Origin of the sequence: Streptomyces yangpuensis (assembly GCF_024666385.1) — a bacterium.
Classification (GTDB): domain Bacteria; phylum Actinomycetota; class Actinomycetes; order Streptomycetales; family Streptomycetaceae; genus Streptomyces; species Streptomyces yangpuensis.
In genome coordinates this window covers 1,781,556-1,796,451 of sequence record NZ_CP102514.1, presented here as the reverse complement: position 1 = coordinate 1,796,451, position 14,896 = coordinate 1,781,556, and the positions used below count along the sequence as shown (strand labels likewise).

The 14,896-nt window shown below is 73.3% G+C and carries 16 protein-coding genes; 10 read left to right on the top strand and 6 right to left on the bottom strand.

The features are described 5' to 3' along the window. Positions 1-3: 3 nt before the first annotated feature. From NRK68_RS08290 to amaP, 3 genes are read left to right on the top strand one after another with little or no spacing between them, the layout of a single operon-like run. A complete protein-coding gene (locus tag NRK68_RS08290) occupies positions 4-426 on the top strand; it encodes a hypothetical protein (protein WP_257855500.1) in 423 nt (140 codons plus the stop codon). Next, entirely contained in the window at positions 423-986 is a 564-nt protein-coding gene (locus tag NRK68_RS08285; RefSeq protein ID WP_183069606.1) for a DUF6286 domain-containing protein, read from the top strand. Before NRK68_RS08290 ends, NRK68_RS08285 begins: the two co-directional genes overlap by 4 nt. Further along, a complete protein-coding gene (gene amaP / locus NRK68_RS08280) occupies positions 983-1,540 on the top strand; it encodes an alkaline shock response membrane anchor protein AmaP (RefSeq protein ID WP_183069607.1) in 558 nt (185 codons plus the stop codon). Before NRK68_RS08285 ends, amaP begins: the two co-directional genes overlap by 4 nt. Positions 1,541-1,585: 45 nt before the next feature. On the opposite strand, the gene NRK68_RS08275 is transcribed toward amaP, so the two are convergent. The 5 genes from NRK68_RS08275 to NRK68_RS08255 all read right to left on the bottom strand — a co-directional run bounded on the left by NRK68_RS08275 (position 1,586) and on the right by NRK68_RS08255 (position 5,411). Beyond that, the gene (locus NRK68_RS08275) at positions 1,586-2,341 is read right to left on the bottom strand and encodes an SDR family oxidoreductase (protein ID WP_257855499.1); all 756 of its coding nucleotides are present in this window, start codon (positions 2,339-2,341) and stop codon (positions 1,586-1,588) included. A 10-nt stretch (positions 2,342-2,351) separates the two neighbouring features. Next, a complete protein-coding gene (locus tag NRK68_RS08270) occupies positions 2,352-3,140 on the bottom strand; it encodes an SURF1 family cytochrome oxidase biogenesis protein (RefSeq protein WP_257855498.1) in 789 nt (262 codons plus the stop codon). A gap of 147 nt (positions 3,141-3,287) precedes the next feature. Continuing rightward, positions 3,288-3,521 (bottom strand): metallothionein, encoded by a 234-nt coding sequence (locus NRK68_RS08265; protein WP_007263378.1) that lies wholly within the window; start codon positions 3,519-3,521, stop codon positions 3,288-3,290. 99 nt (positions 3,522-3,620) lie between these two features. After that, complete coding sequence (locus NRK68_RS08260; RefSeq protein ID WP_183069609.1) at positions 3,621-4,601, bottom strand: DEDDh family exonuclease; 981 nt, start codon at positions 4,599-4,601, stop codon at positions 3,621-3,623. Between the two features lie 144 nt (positions 4,602-4,745). Then, positions 4,746-5,411, bottom strand: a complete 666-nt coding sequence (locus NRK68_RS08255; protein WP_183069610.1) for a TetR/AcrR family transcriptional regulator — start codon at positions 5,409-5,411, stop codon at positions 4,746-4,748. Between the two features lie 115 nt (positions 5,412-5,526). Here NRK68_RS08255 and NRK68_RS08250 point away from each other — a divergent pair, with 115 nt between their 5' ends. The 7 genes from NRK68_RS08250 (at position 5,527) to NRK68_RS08220 (ending at position 13,146) form a co-directional block, all read left to right on the top strand. Further along, the gene (locus NRK68_RS08250) at positions 5,527-6,324 is read left to right on the top strand and encodes an acetoacetate decarboxylase family protein (RefSeq protein WP_257855493.1); all 798 of its coding nucleotides are present in this window, start codon (positions 5,527-5,529) and stop codon (positions 6,322-6,324) included. Position 6,325: 1 nt separating this feature from the next. After that, on the top strand, positions 6,326-7,210 hold the full coding sequence (locus tag NRK68_RS08245; protein ID WP_257855486.1) for an SDR family NAD(P)-dependent oxidoreductase: 885 nt from the start codon (positions 6,326-6,328) through the stop codon (positions 7,208-7,210). 12 nt (positions 7,211-7,222) lie between these two features. Then, positions 7,223-8,587 (top strand): amidohydrolase family protein, encoded by a 1,365-nt coding sequence (locus tag NRK68_RS08240; protein WP_257855485.1) that lies wholly within the window; start codon positions 7,223-7,225, stop codon positions 8,585-8,587. Further along, entirely contained in the window at positions 8,584-9,807 is a 1,224-nt protein-coding gene (locus NRK68_RS08235) for an amidohydrolase family protein (RefSeq protein ID WP_183069613.1), read from the top strand. The genes NRK68_RS08240 and NRK68_RS08235 overlap by 4 nt, the downstream gene beginning before the upstream one ends. A gap of 609 nt (positions 9,808-10,416) precedes the next feature. Beyond that, positions 10,417-11,364, top strand: coding sequence for a sterol desaturase family protein (locus NRK68_RS08230; RefSeq protein WP_183069614.1), 948 nt, complete (start codon positions 10,417-10,419; stop codon positions 11,362-11,364). Next, a complete protein-coding gene (locus NRK68_RS08225; RefSeq protein ID WP_373023490.1) occupies positions 11,361-12,047 on the top strand; it encodes a lysoplasmalogenase in 687 nt (228 codons plus the stop codon). The genes NRK68_RS08230 and NRK68_RS08225 overlap by 4 nt, the downstream gene beginning before the upstream one ends. A gap of 55 nt (positions 12,048-12,102) precedes the next feature. Continuing rightward, complete coding sequence (locus NRK68_RS08220; protein ID WP_183069616.1) at positions 12,103-13,146, top strand: zinc-dependent alcohol dehydrogenase family protein; 1,044 nt, start codon at positions 12,103-12,105, stop codon at positions 13,144-13,146. Between the two features lie 87 nt (positions 13,147-13,233). Here the strand turns inward: NRK68_RS08220 and NRK68_RS08215 are convergent, their stop codons facing one another. Next, a complete protein-coding gene (locus NRK68_RS08215; protein WP_183069617.1) occupies positions 13,234-14,775 on the bottom strand; it encodes a S8 family serine peptidase in 1,542 nt (513 codons plus the stop codon). Positions 14,776-14,896: the final 121 nt, after the last annotated feature.

Below are 14,896 nucleotides of genomic sequence, written 5' to 3'. Positions count from 1 at the left end.
GCGATGAGCCCCCTGCCGCAGGCCACCCCGCCGGGCCCGCCCCCGCCGGGCCCCACCGACCCGTCCGCCGGCGCGCGGACCGCCCCGGCCGCGGTGGCCGCCGCCGACCGCGGAGCCACCCGTATCGCCGACCGGGTTGTCGCCAAGATCGCGGCGCAGGCCGCTCGGGAGGCCCTCGCGGGCAGCTCCGGCGCACCCCCGCACGCCACCGTCACCGTGCACCACGACATCGCGCGGGTCCGGGTGGGCGTGGAGCTCGACTACCCCGCCGACCTGGCGGCCCAGTGCGCCGCCGTACGCAGCAGGGTCGTACGCCGCGTCCAGGAGTACGCGAACATGTCCGTGCCCGAGGTGGACATCGACATCGAGCAGCTGCACTCCACCCACACCCGGACCGGTGCCGGGCGGGACCGGCGGCTGCGGTGACGGCGCACCGCTTCCGGTCCGCCCGCCGGATCCCCGCGGCCCTGGTCGCCCTGCTCGTGCTCGGCGCGGCCGGCCTCCTCCTCTACGACCTGGCCGCCGTACGGGCCGACCGCCCCGCCATGGCCTGGCGCCGCGAACTCGCCCACCGGCTGGAGGTCCACACCCCGGCCGACCTGGGCGTGCAGGTGGCAGGCGGGGTCCTGGCCCTCGCCGGTGCGGTGCTCCTGCTGCTCGCCTTCACCCCCGGCATCCGCCGGATCCTGATGATGCGGGGCCCCGACCGGGACGGCGAGCCGGAGGCCGGCCCGCCGCTGCGCGCCGGGATCGGCCGCAAGGACGCCGCCCAGGTCCTGCGGGACCGGGCCATGGAAGTGCCCGGCGTACGGTCCGCCCGGGTCCGGATGGGCCGCTCCCGCGTCCGGGTGCGGGCCACGTCCCACTTCCGCGAACTGGACGAGGTACGGGCCGACCTGGACCGGGTGATCGCCGTCGGCATCGAGGAACTGGGCCTCGTCCACCCGCCGCGGCCGCGTCTGCGGGTCAGGAGGCGAGCGGATTGACCGGGATCGTGAACCGGACCCTGCTGGCGGTGGCCGGCGCGGTGCTGCTGGCGGCCGGGGTCGTCCTGCTGACCGCCGTACCCCCGCTGAAGGGCCGCGCCGAGCCGCTGCTGACCGCCGCCGACCGGCGCCGGTACCTGCACGCCGAGGGCTGGGCCTGGTGGGTGCTGATCGCCGCCCTCGTCGTGTGCCTGCTGCTGGCCCTGTGGTGGCTGCTGGCCCAGCTCAAGCGCGCCCGGCTGCGGACGGTGGCCGTGGACACCGGGGACGGCGCCTACGCCCTGCTCCGCGGGCGCGCCCTGTCCGACGCCGTCGCCGCGGAGGCCGGAGCACTGGACGGCGTCGCCGGCTGCCGGGCCGTCCTGCGCGGGCGGCGCGGCTCGCCCGCCCTGCGGGTGGCGGTCGAGCTGGAGCCCCACGCCGTCCCGGCCGACACCCTGGCCGGACTGGCGGGGCCGGTGCTGACCCACGCCCGGGCCTCCGCGAACCTCCCCGGACTGCCGGCGGAGGCCCGCTTCAAGGTGACCTCCCACCGCGCCCGCCGCGTCAGCTGACGGCCGTCGCGGCAGCCGCCGCCGGGCGGCTGCCGCGACGGAGGCTCAGAAGCCGTGCCGGGAGCCGCCGTCGACCGGGAGCATCACGCCCGTCAGGTACGAGGCGGCCGGTGAGAGGAGGAAGGCGGCCGTGCGGCCGAACTCCTGCGGGGTGCCGTACCGCCGCAGCGGGATGCGGGACTCGTTGCCCGCACGGGAGGCGTCGGCATCGCCGGACAGCGCGTCGAGCTCCCGCACCCGGTCGGTGTCGATACGGGCCGGAAGCAGGCCGACGACGCGGATCCCGCGCGGACCGAGTTCCACCGAGAGGGACTTCGCGAAGCCGGCCAGGCCGGGGCGCAGGCCGTTGGAGATGGTCAGGCCGGGGATCGGCTCGTGGACCGAGCCCGACAGGACGAAGCCGATGACCCCGCCCTCGCCCAGTACCGCGGCGGCCGCCCGGGCCAGACGTACCGCACCGAGGAACACCGACTCGAAGGCGGCCGCCCACTGCTCGTCGGTGCTGTCGACGGCGAAGCCCGGGACGGGGCCGCCGACGCTGATGAGGATGCCGTCGAGGCGGCCGAAGCGCTCGTGCGCGGCGGCGATGAGCCGTCCGGCGGCCGCCGGGTCCGCGTTGTCCGCGGCCGCGGCGGCGGCGTTCGGGCCGAGTTCGGCGGCGGCCTCGGCCACCCGCTTCTCGTCCCGGCCCGTCACCAGGACCTTCGCGCCGTCGGCGATCAGTTCCCGGGCGGAGGCGAAGCCGAGGCCGCGCGAGGCCCCGGTGACGATGTATACACGGTCTTTCAGTCCAAGATCCATGCCCGACACGCTACGCCGTCGCGGGCTCCTGCTCGGTGGCTTCGGCCCGGGCCGCGGCCTCCTCGCGGTCGCGCTTCTCGCGCCGTACGAGGACCAGCCAGCCGACCGGCACCGCGGCGGCGAACAGCCACCACTGGACCGCGTACGCCATGTGGGCGCCGATCGAGTCGTGGTCGGGGTCGGCGACGGTCTCGGGCCCGCCGTCCGGAGCCGGATCGGTCAGCTCCAGGTACCCGCCGAGGACCGGCCGGCCCAGGGACTCCGCCTGCTGCCCGCTGTTGATCAGCATCACCTGACGGTCGGGCAGGCCCTTGCGGTCCTTGATGCCGCTGCCGCCGCTCGTCTCGTCGGCCTTCAGCCGGCCGGTGACGGTGACCTCGCCGGCGGGCGCGGCCGGCACCGGCGGGTAGGCGCGCGGGTCGCCGCCGCCCGCGACCCAGCCGCGGTCGACCAGCACCACCCGGCCGTCGGCGAGGACGAGCGGGGTCACGACGTGGAAACCGACCTTGTCGTCGTTCGAGGTCCGCATCCGTACGACCACCTCGTGCGCGGAGTCGTACGTGCCGGTCGCCGTGACGGCGCGCCAGAAGTCGGCACGGGGGACCTTGTGGCCGGGGGAGGTGACCTCCGTCATGGGGACGGGCTTCGCCCGCAGGTTCGCCTCGATCAGCTGGTTCTGCGCGACCCGGTGCACATGGCGGTGGTACTGCCAGAACCCGAGCCTGATCATCACGGGGATGAGGACGAGGGCGATGAGGGTGAGGCACACCCACTGCCGGGTCAGCACAAAGCGGTACACGCCCACGACGGTACCCCGGCCGACGAGGACCCCGGTGGCCGGGTAGGGCCCTCCGGGGTCGCGGGGTGGGGAAGGCGGCTGCCGGACAGGGGCGCCGCGTCGGGACGGCAGTGGCCGGACGTGGTCGCCGGGCCGGGACGGCGGCGGTCAGACGTGGTCGACGATGCCCACCTTCCCTTCCGCGCGGGCGCAGTGCCCGCCGCAGTACCACTGGCCCTCGACCTCGACGCCCTGTCCGATGATCTGGACGCGGCAGTGCTCGCAGATGGGCGCCATGCGGTGGATGGCGCAGGAGAAGCAGTCGAAGACGTGGACCGCTCCCTGGGCATGAACCTCGAAGGACATGCCGTAATCGTTTCCGCAGACCTCACAACGTGCCATGCGCGGCATGCTGCGCACGGCGGAGCGGCGGAACAAGATCCACCCTGGTGAGTCGCCGCGCGGACACCCGCCCGGCGCAACGGCCGGCGGCCGGTCCGCTCATTCCCCGGCCGGGGCCACGTCCCGCAGCAACTGCGTGAAGGCCGCCTCGTCGACGACGGGGGTGCCGAAGGACTTCGCCTTGACCGTCTTCGAGGTCGCCGAGTCGGGGTCGTTCGTCACCAGGAGGCTGGTGAGCCGCGACACACTCGTCGCGACGTGCAGGCCCGCCTCGATCGCCCGGTCCTCCAGCAGCTCCCGCTCCACCGAGGTGTCGCCGGAGAAGGCGACCCGCATGCCCTGCTTGAGGGGCTTGCCGTCCTCGAAGCGCCCCGGGTTGGGATGCGGGCACGCCGGCCGCCTGCGCGAGGGCCGCCAGCTGCCGCCGCCCCGGTACGACGCCTGGTGGCCGACGCGCGGGGCGGCGGCCGAGTCCGACCACTCCGTCAGCGGCCGGCACTCCAGCAGCGGCAGCCGTACGCCGCCCTGCGCCGCCGCGTGCAGCGACGGGCGGAAGGCCTCCGCGAGCACCCGGGCGTCGTCGAGCGCGTGGTGGGCGCGCTGCTGGACCACACCGAAGTGCGCGGCCAGCGACTCCAGCTTGTGGTTGGGCAGCGGGAGGTTCAGCTCCTTCGACAGGGCGATGGTGCACAGCCGCTGGCGGACCGGCGCGGTGGTCTCCGCCCGCGCGTACTCCCGGGCGATCATCTGCCAGTCGAAGATGGCGTTGTGCGCGACCAGCACGCGGTCCGCGAGCCGGCCGGCGAACTCCTCGGCGATGTCCTTGAAGAGGGGCGCACCGGCGAGCACGTCACTCGTCAGGCCGTGGATCCACACCGGGCCCGGATCCCGCTGCGGGTTGACCAGGCTGTACCAGTGGTCCTCCACGTTGCCCTGTGCGTCGAGCCGGTAGACGGCGGCGGAGACTATCCGGTCGTCGCGCGCGAGCCCGGTGGTCTCCACGTCGACGACCGCGTACCCCTGGGGGTAGGCGGTCGGCCACGTCGTCTCTGCGGTCGTACGGTCGTCGAGCATGGTCACAGAGGATATCGGCACGGACTGACACCGCGGGCCCACCCTGGGTCAGCCCAGGGCGGACACCAGGTCCCCGGCGGGCGGCTGTTCGAGCCCGCAACCGTCGACGGGCCCCGGCGGGAAAGCGGCCGCGTCGCGGCGCGGTCCGATTCACCGGGCGGTTCGCGGAGCCCGGGGCGCGGTTCCCGGAGCCTGGGGCGGCGGTGCCAGCAGGGCCGTCACCAGGGCGCGTACGGACAGCAGGAAGAGCCGCTCCGGATCCGCGGGCCGGCCCAGCGCCCGGGCGAGGGCCGGGTCGTCGGGTGCCGCGGCCGGGTCCCACAGCTCGCTCTCGGCCGGGTGCTGGGCGGGGGAGCGCTCGCGGTTGCGCTCGACCAGGAGGAACCCGACGATCTGGAACTGCACGGCGCGCACCGCGTCGGCCGCCCGGGCGCCGCGCAGCCCCGCGGCGTGCACCTCGTGGACGAGCGCCTGCTGCGCCGGCAGGAACATCCGCTCCGTGAGTCCGCGTTCGTGGACCATCGCGATCAGGTGCGGGCGCCCGCGCAGTTCGCGGCGCAGGATCCGGGCCACCGAGAGGATCCGCTCGGACGGGGTGCGCCCGGCCGGCCGGATCGCGCCCATCTCCCGCACGGTCCGCTCCACGAGGGCGTCGAGCAGCGATTCGCGGTTCCCGACGTGCCAGTAGATGGACGTCACCGCGGTGCCCAGCTCGGCGGCGAGCCCCCGCATCGTGAGGGCGGCCGGACCGCGCTGCCTGACCAGGGACGCGGCGGCGTCCAGCACCTCGTCGCGGGTCAGCGAGGATCGGGCCATGTCTGCGGTCCGCCGATCTGTCGATGCGTCAGTTCTGGTGCGTGCAGGGGTCTTTACCCTTCATCGGCAGCGGTGTAACTGTGTTACAGACCCGAACCGAGAGGTGGTGCGAGACATGGCACGCGTACGGTACGGAGCGCGCGGCGAGGCCGAGATCGCCGCGTCGCGCGAGAAGAGTTCCAAGCTCCCCGACATCTGGTCCACCGGCGTGGTGGCCCTCTGGGAGACCGATCCGGACGTGGTCGCCGCGGTCCTGCCGCCGCCGCTCAAACCGGCCGAGCGGCCCCTCGTACGGGCCAACATCAGCAAGGTCGACCTGCCCGGCTACCCGCTCGGCGCCGGCTCGGTGGCCGTCGCCGCCCGGCACGACGGGGTGGAGGGCTGGTATCCGCTCGTCATGCCGATGACCCACGAGCGCGCCCTGACCGGCGGCCGCGAGGTCTTCGGCGAACCGAAGAAACTGGGCGAGGTCACCGTCGAGCGCGACGGCCTCGTCGTACGCGCCGCGCTCGCCCGGCACGGGATCGCCTTCGTCGAGGTGCGCGGCGCCGTGGACCGCGCGCTCCCGCTGCCCGAACCCACCCGCAAGACCGACTTCTACTTCAAGTTCCTCCCGGCCGTGGACGGTTCGGGCTTCGACGTGGACCCGGTCCTCGTGCACTGCGTCCGCAACGAAAAGGTCCGCAGGCTGGAGCACGTCACCGGCGACGTCGTCCTGCGCGAGTCGATGTTCGATCCGGTCGCGGACCTTCCCGTCCGCCGCCTCGTGGAGATCACCATCGGCGAGAAGACCACCGACCAGCAGGGCCGGGTCGTCGAGCGGGTCAGCGCCCGGGCCCTGCTCCCGTACATCCACCAGCGCTACGACGACCCCCTGCAGATCCTCGACGGCCCGCCGGAAGGGAGCCTGTGAGATGCGGCTCGCACCGGGACAGACGGCCGTCGTCACCGGCGCCGCCGGCGGGATCGGCCTCGCCATGGCCCGCCGCTTCGCCGCGGAAGGGCTGACGGTCGTCCTCGCCGACGTCGAGGAGGCCGCCCTGCGCAAGGCCGCCGCGGAACTCGCCGCGGACGGGGCGCGGGTCCTCGCCCGGACCGTCGACGTCGGCGACCGCGACTCCGTCCTCGCCCTCGCCGACGCGGCGTACGAGGCCTTCGGCGCCGTCCACGTCCTCTGCAACAACGCGGGCGTCGGCTCCGGCGCCGAGGGCCGGATGTGGGAGCACGAGCCCAACGACTGGAAGTGGGCCTTCTCCGTCAACGTGTGGGGCGTCTTCCACGGCATCCAGGCCTTCATACCCCGCATGATCGCCGGCGGCGCCCCCGGCCACGTCGTCAACACCTCCTCCGCCGACGGCGGCATCGCCCCGCTGCCCACCGCCTCCGTGTACGCCGTCACCAAGGCCGCCGTGGTCACCATGACCGAGTCCCTCTACGCCCACCTCAAGGCGGAGGGCGCGGCCGTCGGCGCCTCCGTGCTCTTCCCCGGACCGCACATGCTGCGCACCGGGCTGTGGGAGTCCCACCGCAACCGGCCCGAGCGGTACGCGAAGGAGCGCCCGCGCAGGACCCCGTACCGCAGCCTCGACCAGTACGAGGCCGCGATGAAGCAGGCCGGCCACGAGGTGAACTTCACCCCGGTCGAGGAGGTCGCGGAGCACGTCGTCGACGGCATCCGCGCCGACCGCTTCTGGATGCTGCCGCCGAGCGAGCACAGCGACCGGCAGATCCGCGCCCGGTCGCAGTCGATGCTCGACCGCGCCGACCCCGCCTACCTGGAGAGCTTCATCCTCGACTGAGGAGCGTCCGCCATGAGCGACACCACGAGCGACACGACGAGCGACATCCCGAGTGGGACCGTGAGCGGCACCACGAGCGGCACCACGAGCGACGCCCCGTACGAAGACCCGTACCTGATCATCTCCTCCGACTGCCACGCGGGCCTGCCGACGGAGCAGTACCGTCCCTACCTCGACTCCCGCTTCCACCGCCAGTTCGACGAGTTCCTCGGCCAGCGCGACGCCCGCCGCGCGGAGGCCACCCGGCTGGGCGTCCGCAACGAGGCCTTCGCCGAGAAGTGGTTCCACGATCACGAGGAGGGCCTTCGGGGAGGCTGGGACACGGGGCAGCGGCTGAAGGAACTCGACGGCGACGGCGTGGCCGCCGAGGTCGTCTTCCCCGACGCGGACGCCGTCGACAGCCAGACCGCGGCCCCCTTCGGCGTGGGCCTCGGACTCTCCGGCGACCAGGACCCCGAGCTCGGCATGGCGGGCGCGCAGGCGCACAACCGCTGGCTGGCCGAGTTCGTCTCGCAGACCCCCGAACGCCACTGCGGCGTCGCGCTGCTGCCCATCACGGGCGAGCCGGCCAAGGTCGTCGCCGAGATCCACCGGGCCAGGGAGTCCGGGCTGGGCGCGCTGATGATCCCCGCCATGTGGGTGGACAAGGCGCCCTACCACGACCGCCGCTACGACCCCGTCTGGGCGGCGGCGGCCGAGACCCGGATGCCGATCGTCACCCACTCCGGCTCGTCGCCGCGCCACGAGTACGGCGACCACCTGGGCATCTTCGTCTCCGAGGTCACCTGGTGGCCGGCCCGCCCGCTGTGGTTCCTGCTCTGGTCGGGGGTGTTCGAGCGGCACCCGGGCCTGCGCTTCGGGGTCGCCGAGTCGGGCTGCTGGTGGCTGCCGAACCAGCTGTGGTTCATGGACCGGCTCTACCTCGGCGCGCACGGCGGCAAGAAGCTCTCGCCCTTCGAGGAGCTGAAGCGGCCGCCGAGCGAGTACCTCGACCGCCAGGTCTTCGTCTGCGCGACGAACACCAAGCGGCGCGAACTGGCCCAGCGCTACGAGATCGGCGTCGACAACATCCTGTGGGGTTCGGACTTCCCGCACCCCGAGGGCACCTGGCCCGACACCCGGAACTGGCTGCGCCGGACCTTCCACGACATCCCGGTCGACGAGACCCGGCGGATGCTCGGGCTCGCCGCGGCCGAGGTTTTCGGCTTCGACACCGCGAAGCTGGCCCCGATCGCCCGCCGGATCGGCCCCACCCCGGCCGAGCTGGGCCAGTCCCCGGACCAGGCGGCGGTGGCGGCCTCCTGGGCACGCTCGCGCGAGGTGGGCCGGCACTGGCTGACGGACCACGACTTCCCGGTCCTGGGGGTCGCGCGATGACCGGCGACGACCGCTACACGGTGATCTCGGCGGACTGCCACGCCGGCGCCGACCTTCTGGACTACAAGCCGTACCTGGAGAAGCGGTACCACGACGACTTCGACGCCTGGGCCGCCACGTACGTCAACCCCTACGAGGACCTCCTCGCGGACACGGCGGACCGCAACTGGAACTCGGCGCGGCGCCTGGCGGAGCTGGAGGCCGACGGCATCGTCGCCGAGGTCGTCTTCCCCAACACCATCCCGCCGTTCTTCCCCAAGGCCTCCCTGATGGCCCAGCCGCCGACGGCCGCCGAGTACGCGATGCGCTGGGCCGGCCTGCAGGCCCACAACCGCTGGCTGGCGGACTTCTGCGCGGACGCGCCGGGCCGGCGGGCGGGGGTCGCGCAGATCCTCCTCAACGACGTCGACGCGGCGGTGGAGGAGATCCGCCGCACGAAGGAGGCGGGCCTGACGGGCGGGATCCTGCTCCCCGGGGTGCCGCCCGGCTCCACGGTTCCCGAGCTGTACTCGGCCGCGTACGACCCCCTCTGGGCGGTGTGCGACGAACTGGACGTCCCGGTCAACCACCACGGCGGCTCGGCCTCGCCGCCGCTCGGCGACGAACCGGCGGCCCGGGCGGTCTTCATGGTGGAGACCACCTGGTTCTCGCACCGCGCCCTGTGGCACCTCGTCTTCGGCGGGGCGTTCCGTCGCCACCCGGGTCTCAAGCTGGTCCTGACGGAGCAGGGCTCGGGCTGGATCCCGGGTGTGCTGGAGATGCTGGACTACTACCACGGCCGCCTGGTCGCGGCCTCCTCCACCGCCGAGTCCAAGTTCGGGGCGGGCCTCGCCGAGGCGATGGGCAAGGGCCCGAGCGAGGTCTGGCGGGACAACTGCTTCGTGGGGGCGAGCTTCATGCGCCCCCACGAGGTGCCGCTGCGGGACCGGATCGGCCTCGACAAGATCATGTGGGGCAGCGACTACCCCCACGACGAGGGCACCACCCCGTACTCCCGCGAAGGCCTCCGCATCGCCTACGCGGGCCTCCCGCGGGACGAGGTCGCCGCGATGGCCGGCGGCAACGCGGCCCGCGTGTACGGCTTCGACCTCACCCTGCTGGACGCGCTGGCCGCGCGACACGGCCCCCGCGTCTCGGAGATCGCCGAACCCCTGACGGAGATCCCCCCGGCCGCCACCAGCCCGGCCTTCGCCAGGGGCGGCTCGGTCCGCGTCTGGTGACGCACGGCTCCCGCCGGGGCGGTTCACCAGGGGCTCAGCCGCTTGATCCGCTCGGGCGGGATCCCGCCCAGGCCGTCGGCCTCGACCCTGGCGCCGAGTCGTCAGGTCCTCGGCCCAGCCGGCGGGAGCCGTCGGCGGCACGCCCGCCGCCTTCAGTAACTCCTCCGGCAGGGGGAGTGCCTCCGCCGTGGTGAAGGCGCGCAGGCGCAGGACGAACGCCACGTACTGCGCGTACTTCTGCTCGAAGCGGTGGGCCTCCGACTCCGCCGATGGGGCCGGCCGCGCGGCCATCCGGTCCATGTGCCGTTCCAGCCGGCCCGTGCGCCGGACCAGCCGCCCGTACAGGGCCTCGGCCGCTTCGCCCGGGCCGGGTGGGGCCGGCGGCATCGTCGCCGCCAGGGTGTCCGGGTCCAGGTCCGCCGTGAAGAGGGTGTCCGCGTCCAGCGGGCCCAGCGCGGCGAAGGCGTCGCCGGCCGCACCTGCGACCCGTAAGAGAACCGTCTCGGAACCCGTCATTCCCCACCCTCCCCGAACCGTCGGTAACCTCGATGGATACCGATCGGTAACAACCTCTAGCGGCGGCCCCGAAGGCGCCTCTATGGTGCGGACATGCCGAACCTGCCCGATGTCGTGCTGTGGTCCATACCCGCCTTCGTGCTGCTCACCGTCATCGAGCTGGTGAGCTACCGGCTCCATCCGGACGACGACGCGGCCGGATACGACACCAAGGACGCCGTCACCAGCATCGGCATGGGGCTCGGCAGCATCGGCTTCGACCTCCTCTGGAAGATCCCGGTGGTCGCGGTCTTCACCGCCGTCTACGAACTGACCCCGCTGCGCGTGCCGTTGCTGTGGTGGACCATCCCGCTGATGCTGCTCGCCCAGGACTTCCTCTACTACTGGCAGCACCGCGGCCACCACGTCATCCGCATCCTGTGGGCCTGTCACGTGGTCCACCACAGCAGCCGGAAGTTCAACCTCACCACCGCTCTGCGCCAGCCCTGGACCAGTGCCACGACGTACTGGTTCTACCTGCCGATGGTGGCCGTCGGCGTGCACCCGGCCGTGATCCCGTTCTGCTACGGCATCAACCTGCTCTACCAGTTCTGGGTCCACACCGAGCGGATCGGGAAGCTGCCGCGGGCCTACGAGTACGTCTTCAACACCCCGTCCCACCACCGCGTCCACCACGCCTCCCAGGGCGGTTACCTGGACCGCAACTACGGCGGCATCCTGATCATTTGGGACCGGATGTTCGGCTCCTGGGTGGGCGAGACCGACAAGCCCGTCTACGGGCTCACCAAGAACATCAACACCTACAACCCGCTGCGCGTGGCCACCCACGAGTACGCCGCCATCGCGCGGGACGTACGCGCCGCCCGGAGCTGGAGCGAGCGGGCCGGCCGGGTCTTCCGCGGCCCCGGCTGGCAGCCCGCCACCGCGACCCCGGCTGCCGACGCGCCCGCCCCGGCCGCCGTGCCCGCCGACGCGACCCCGGCGGCCAAGGCCGCCGCCGCGCCCGCCGCCGACCCGGCCGTACAGGAGAGCACCGCGTGAGCACCGCAGAGTCCACCGGCCGGCCCGCCCCCTCCTGGGCCGCCGGCCGGACCGCACCCGGCCGGGCCCGGCTCGGCCGTATCGCCCTCGCCGCCTTCGCCGTGGCCGCCGCCGCGGACCTCGTCTCCCTGCTGGCCGACTGGCACCTCGGGCACGTCATCGCCAAGCCGCTGCTGATGCCGCTGCTCGTCGGGTACGTGATCACGCGCGGCGCGCCCCGGCTGCTGGTCGCCGCGCTGCTGTTCGGCTGGGGCGGGGACCTGGCCCTGCTCTTCGACGCCGAGGCCGCCTTCCTCGTCGGCATGGGCTCCTTCGCCCTCGGACACGTCTGCTACCTCGTCCTCTTCGGCAAGCGGCCCGCGAACCCGCTGCTCGGGGGCGCCTACACCCTGGCCCTGCTCGGCACCGTCGCCCTGCTCTGGGGCGACCTGCCCGCCGACCTGCGGATCCCCGTGGCCGGCTACAGCCTGCTGCTCACCGCCATGGCCTTCCGCTCCAGTGCCCTCGGCCTGCGGGCCGGCATCGGCGGTGCGCTGTTCCTGCTGTCCGACACCCTCATCGCCACCGGCGTCGCGGAATGGCCGCAGCTGCCCCGCCCGGACTTCTGGATCATGGCCACCTACCTGGCCGCCCAGTACCTGCTGGCGACCGGTGCGACCACCCGCGAGGCAGGCGTACCGTAGGACGGCCGTCAGTCGTACAAGACTGAACCATTTCGAGCCGGAGGACTGCACCACCATGCGCGCCACCGTCATCCACGCCCCGCACGACATACGCGTGGAGGAGGTGCCCGACGCTGCGATCCAGCGGCCTGAGGACGCCGTCGTCCGCGTCCTGCGCGCCTGCATCTGCGGCAGCGACCTGTGGGCCTACCGCGGTGAGGCCGAGCGCCGGCCGGGCCAGCGCATCGGCCACGAGTTCCTGGGCGTCGTCGAGGAGACCGGCCCGGCCGTCTCCGGCGTGCGCGCCGGAGACCTGGTCGTCGCGCCCTTCATGTGGTCGGACGGCACCTGCGAGTACTGCAAGGAGGGCCTCTACACCTCCTGCGACCACGGCGGCTTCTGGGGCTCGGTCGGCCACGACGGCGGCCAGGGCGAGGCGGTGCGCGTCCCGCACGCCGACGGCACGCTGGTGAAGCTGCCCGCCGAGGCCGTCTCCGACGACCACCTGCTCACCGGTCTGCTCGCCCTCTCCGACGTCATGGGCACCGGGCACCACGCCGCGCTGGGCGCGGGCGTGCGCCCGGGCGCGACGGTCGCGGTGGTCGGCGACGGCGCCGTCGGCCTGTGCGGCGTCCTCGCCGCCAAGCGCCTCGGCGCCGAGCGGATCATCGCACTGGGCCGTCACACCGCCCGTACGGACATCGCCCGGCTCTTCGGGGCCACCGACGTCGTCGCCGAGCGCGGCGAGGCCGCCGAGGCGGCCGTGCGTGAGCTGACCGGCGGCCGCGGCGCTACTTGCGTCATCGAGGCGGTCGGTACCGAGCAGTCCATGCGTACGGCGGTGAACGTCACCCGCGACGGCGGCGCCATCGGCTACGTCGGCGTCCCGCACGGCAGCGGCACCGGCCTCGACCTCGGCGTCATGTTCGACCGCAACATCACCCTGCGCGGCGGTGTGGCCCCGGTCCGCGCCTACATCCCGGAGCTGCTGGAGGACGTGCTCAGCGGGGCGATCGACCCGGCGCCCGTCTTCGACCGCGCGGTGTCCCTGGACGAGGTCCCGGACGGCTACCGCGCGATGGACGACCGCAGCGCGCTCAAGGTACTGATCAAGCCCTGACCGGGGCGAGGGCGACGCCGGAGCGACAAACGGGCCGGGCGGGGGAGTTCCCCGCCCGGCCCGTCCGTACGGTGACCGTGCGCCGTACTACTTCACGGCCTTGAGGGCGTCCACGACGCCGTAGCCGTAGTAGCCGGTCTGGCCCCACTTGGCCTGGCAGGTGGTGGCGTTGATCAGCGCGCCCGTGGCGTCGTAGATCTGCGCCGGGCACGTGGCCTTGGTGGACTGCGCCTTCAGCATCGACTGGAGCTGGGAGGGCGTGGCCGACGGGTGGGCGCTCTTGAGCAGCGCCGCGACGCCCGCGACGTGCGGGGCGGCCATCGAGGTGCCCTGCTTGTACCCGTAGCCGCCCGGGACCGTCGACAGCACGCGTCCGTTGGCGTCCGGGGTGGCGGGGACCTGCCACTTGTCGCCGCCGGGGGCGGCGACGTCCACGACTCCGAGGCCGTAGCTGGAGTAGTACGAGCGCAGGCCCTTGTCGCCGGTCGCGGAGACGGTGACCACGCCGGGCAGCTGCGTGGGCAGGTCCAGGCAGACCTTCGGGTCGATGGTGCGGGTGACCGGGGTGGTGTCGTTCGGGCTGGTGGTGTCCTCCAGGGTGGCCGCGGCCAGGTCCTGGTTGGAGTTGCCGGCCGAGGCGACGTGCAGGGTGCCCTTGCGCTCGGCGTACTTGGTGGCCCGGCCGATGGCCTCCACCAGCGCCTTCTGGTCGTCGTCGGTCTTGCAGTTGAAGAGCCACGGGTCGACGTAGTAGCTGTTGTTGGTCACCTCGATCCCCTTCTCGGCGGCGAACATGAAGCCGCAGACGACCGCCTCGGTGTAGAAGAGGCTGGTCCCGGGCTCGCTCACCTTGATCGCGGCTATCTTCACGCCGGGCGCCACACCGCTGATGCCGACGCCGTTGCGCGGGGCGCCGATGGTGCCGGCCACGTGCGTGCCGTGGTCGCTGCCGTCCGGGTACGGACGCCAGGCGCCCTCGGTGGTGTCGGCGACGCCGCCGACGCAGTTGGCGGACTGGCCCTTGGAGAAGTTCGGGGCGAGATCGGGGTGGGTGTCGTCCACACCCGTGTCGATGACGCCCACCGTGACGTCCTGGCTGCCATCGTTGATCTTGTGAGCCTCGTCGGCCTTGATCGTCCGCAGGTCCCACTGGTTGGGCTCGAGCGGCTCCTGACCCTCCTGGGCCTGCGCCGCCGCCTTGGCGGCGTCCGCCTCGCTCAGCCGCTGGGTCGCACCCTCGTCGGTGGTCTGCACCGCCTGCATCGGGGCCGTCCGGGTGGCGCCGACCGACACGAACAGCCCACGCTGGGCGCGCAGCTGCTTGGCGAAGTCCGGGTTCTGGGAGTGTGCGACGACGACCCCGATCTGCTCATAGGCCGTCACCACCGTTCCGCCGGCCCGCTCGACGGCCTTCTTCGCCGCCTTCACCGTGGCGTAGGCGTTCAGGTTCGCCACGTAGGACAGCTTGGGGCCCTCGGCCGTGGCCTTCGGAGCCGTCGCCGTGCCCGCGGCGGGGTCCAGCGAGGCGGCGGAGGCCGACACCGAGGGCAGCAGGGCGAGCGAGGCGGTGAGCGCCAGGCCGACCGGTACGGCGAGGGCACGCCGGCGGGCGGATCCCAGATGAGCCATGGGTTCTCCAGATCATCTTGAAAAAGCCGTCCGCGCGCGGTCGCGCCGGACGGGTCCATGACAAGTGAACCTAGTGCCGCCGTTCCCCTTTCCGCCATCAGTTCGAGAAATCAGTTCCCGA

Coding starts and splice junctions, on each gene's coding strand:
- NRK68_RS08290 (WP_257855500.1), top strand. CDS start 4: ATGAGCCCCCTGCCGCAGGCCACCCCGCCGGGCCCGCCCCCGCCGGGC.
- NRK68_RS08275 (WP_257855499.1), bottom strand. CDS start 2,341: ATGGATCTTGGACTGAAAGACCGTGTATACATCGTCACCGGGGCCTCG.
- NRK68_RS08265 (WP_007263378.1), bottom strand. CDS start 3,521: ATGGCACGTTGTGAGGTCTGCGGAAACGATTACGGCATGTCCTTCGAG.
- NRK68_RS08255 (WP_183069610.1), bottom strand. CDS start 5,411: ATGGCCCGATCCTCGCTGACCCGCGACGAGGTGCTGGACGCCGCCGCG.
- NRK68_RS08250 (WP_257855493.1), top strand. CDS start 5,527: ATGGCACGCGTACGGTACGGAGCGCGCGGCGAGGCCGAGATCGCCGCG.
- NRK68_RS08245 (WP_257855486.1), top strand. CDS start 6,326: ATGCGGCTCGCACCGGGACAGACGGCCGTCGTCACCGGCGCCGCCGGC.
- NRK68_RS08240 (WP_257855485.1), top strand. CDS start 7,223: ATGAGCGACACCACGAGCGACACGACGAGCGACATCCCGAGTGGGACC.
- NRK68_RS08235 (WP_183069613.1), top strand. CDS start 8,584: ATGACCGGCGACGACCGCTACACGGTGATCTCGGCGGACTGCCACGCC.
- NRK68_RS08230 (WP_183069614.1), top strand. CDS start 10,417: ATGCCGAACCTGCCCGATGTCGTGCTGTGGTCCATACCCGCCTTCGTG.
- NRK68_RS08220 (WP_183069616.1), top strand. CDS start 12,103: ATGCGCGCCACCGTCATCCACGCCCCGCACGACATACGCGTGGAGGAG.
- NRK68_RS08215 (WP_183069617.1), bottom strand. CDS start 14,775: ATGGCTCATCTGGGATCCGCCCGCCGGCGTGCCCTCGCCGTACCGGTC.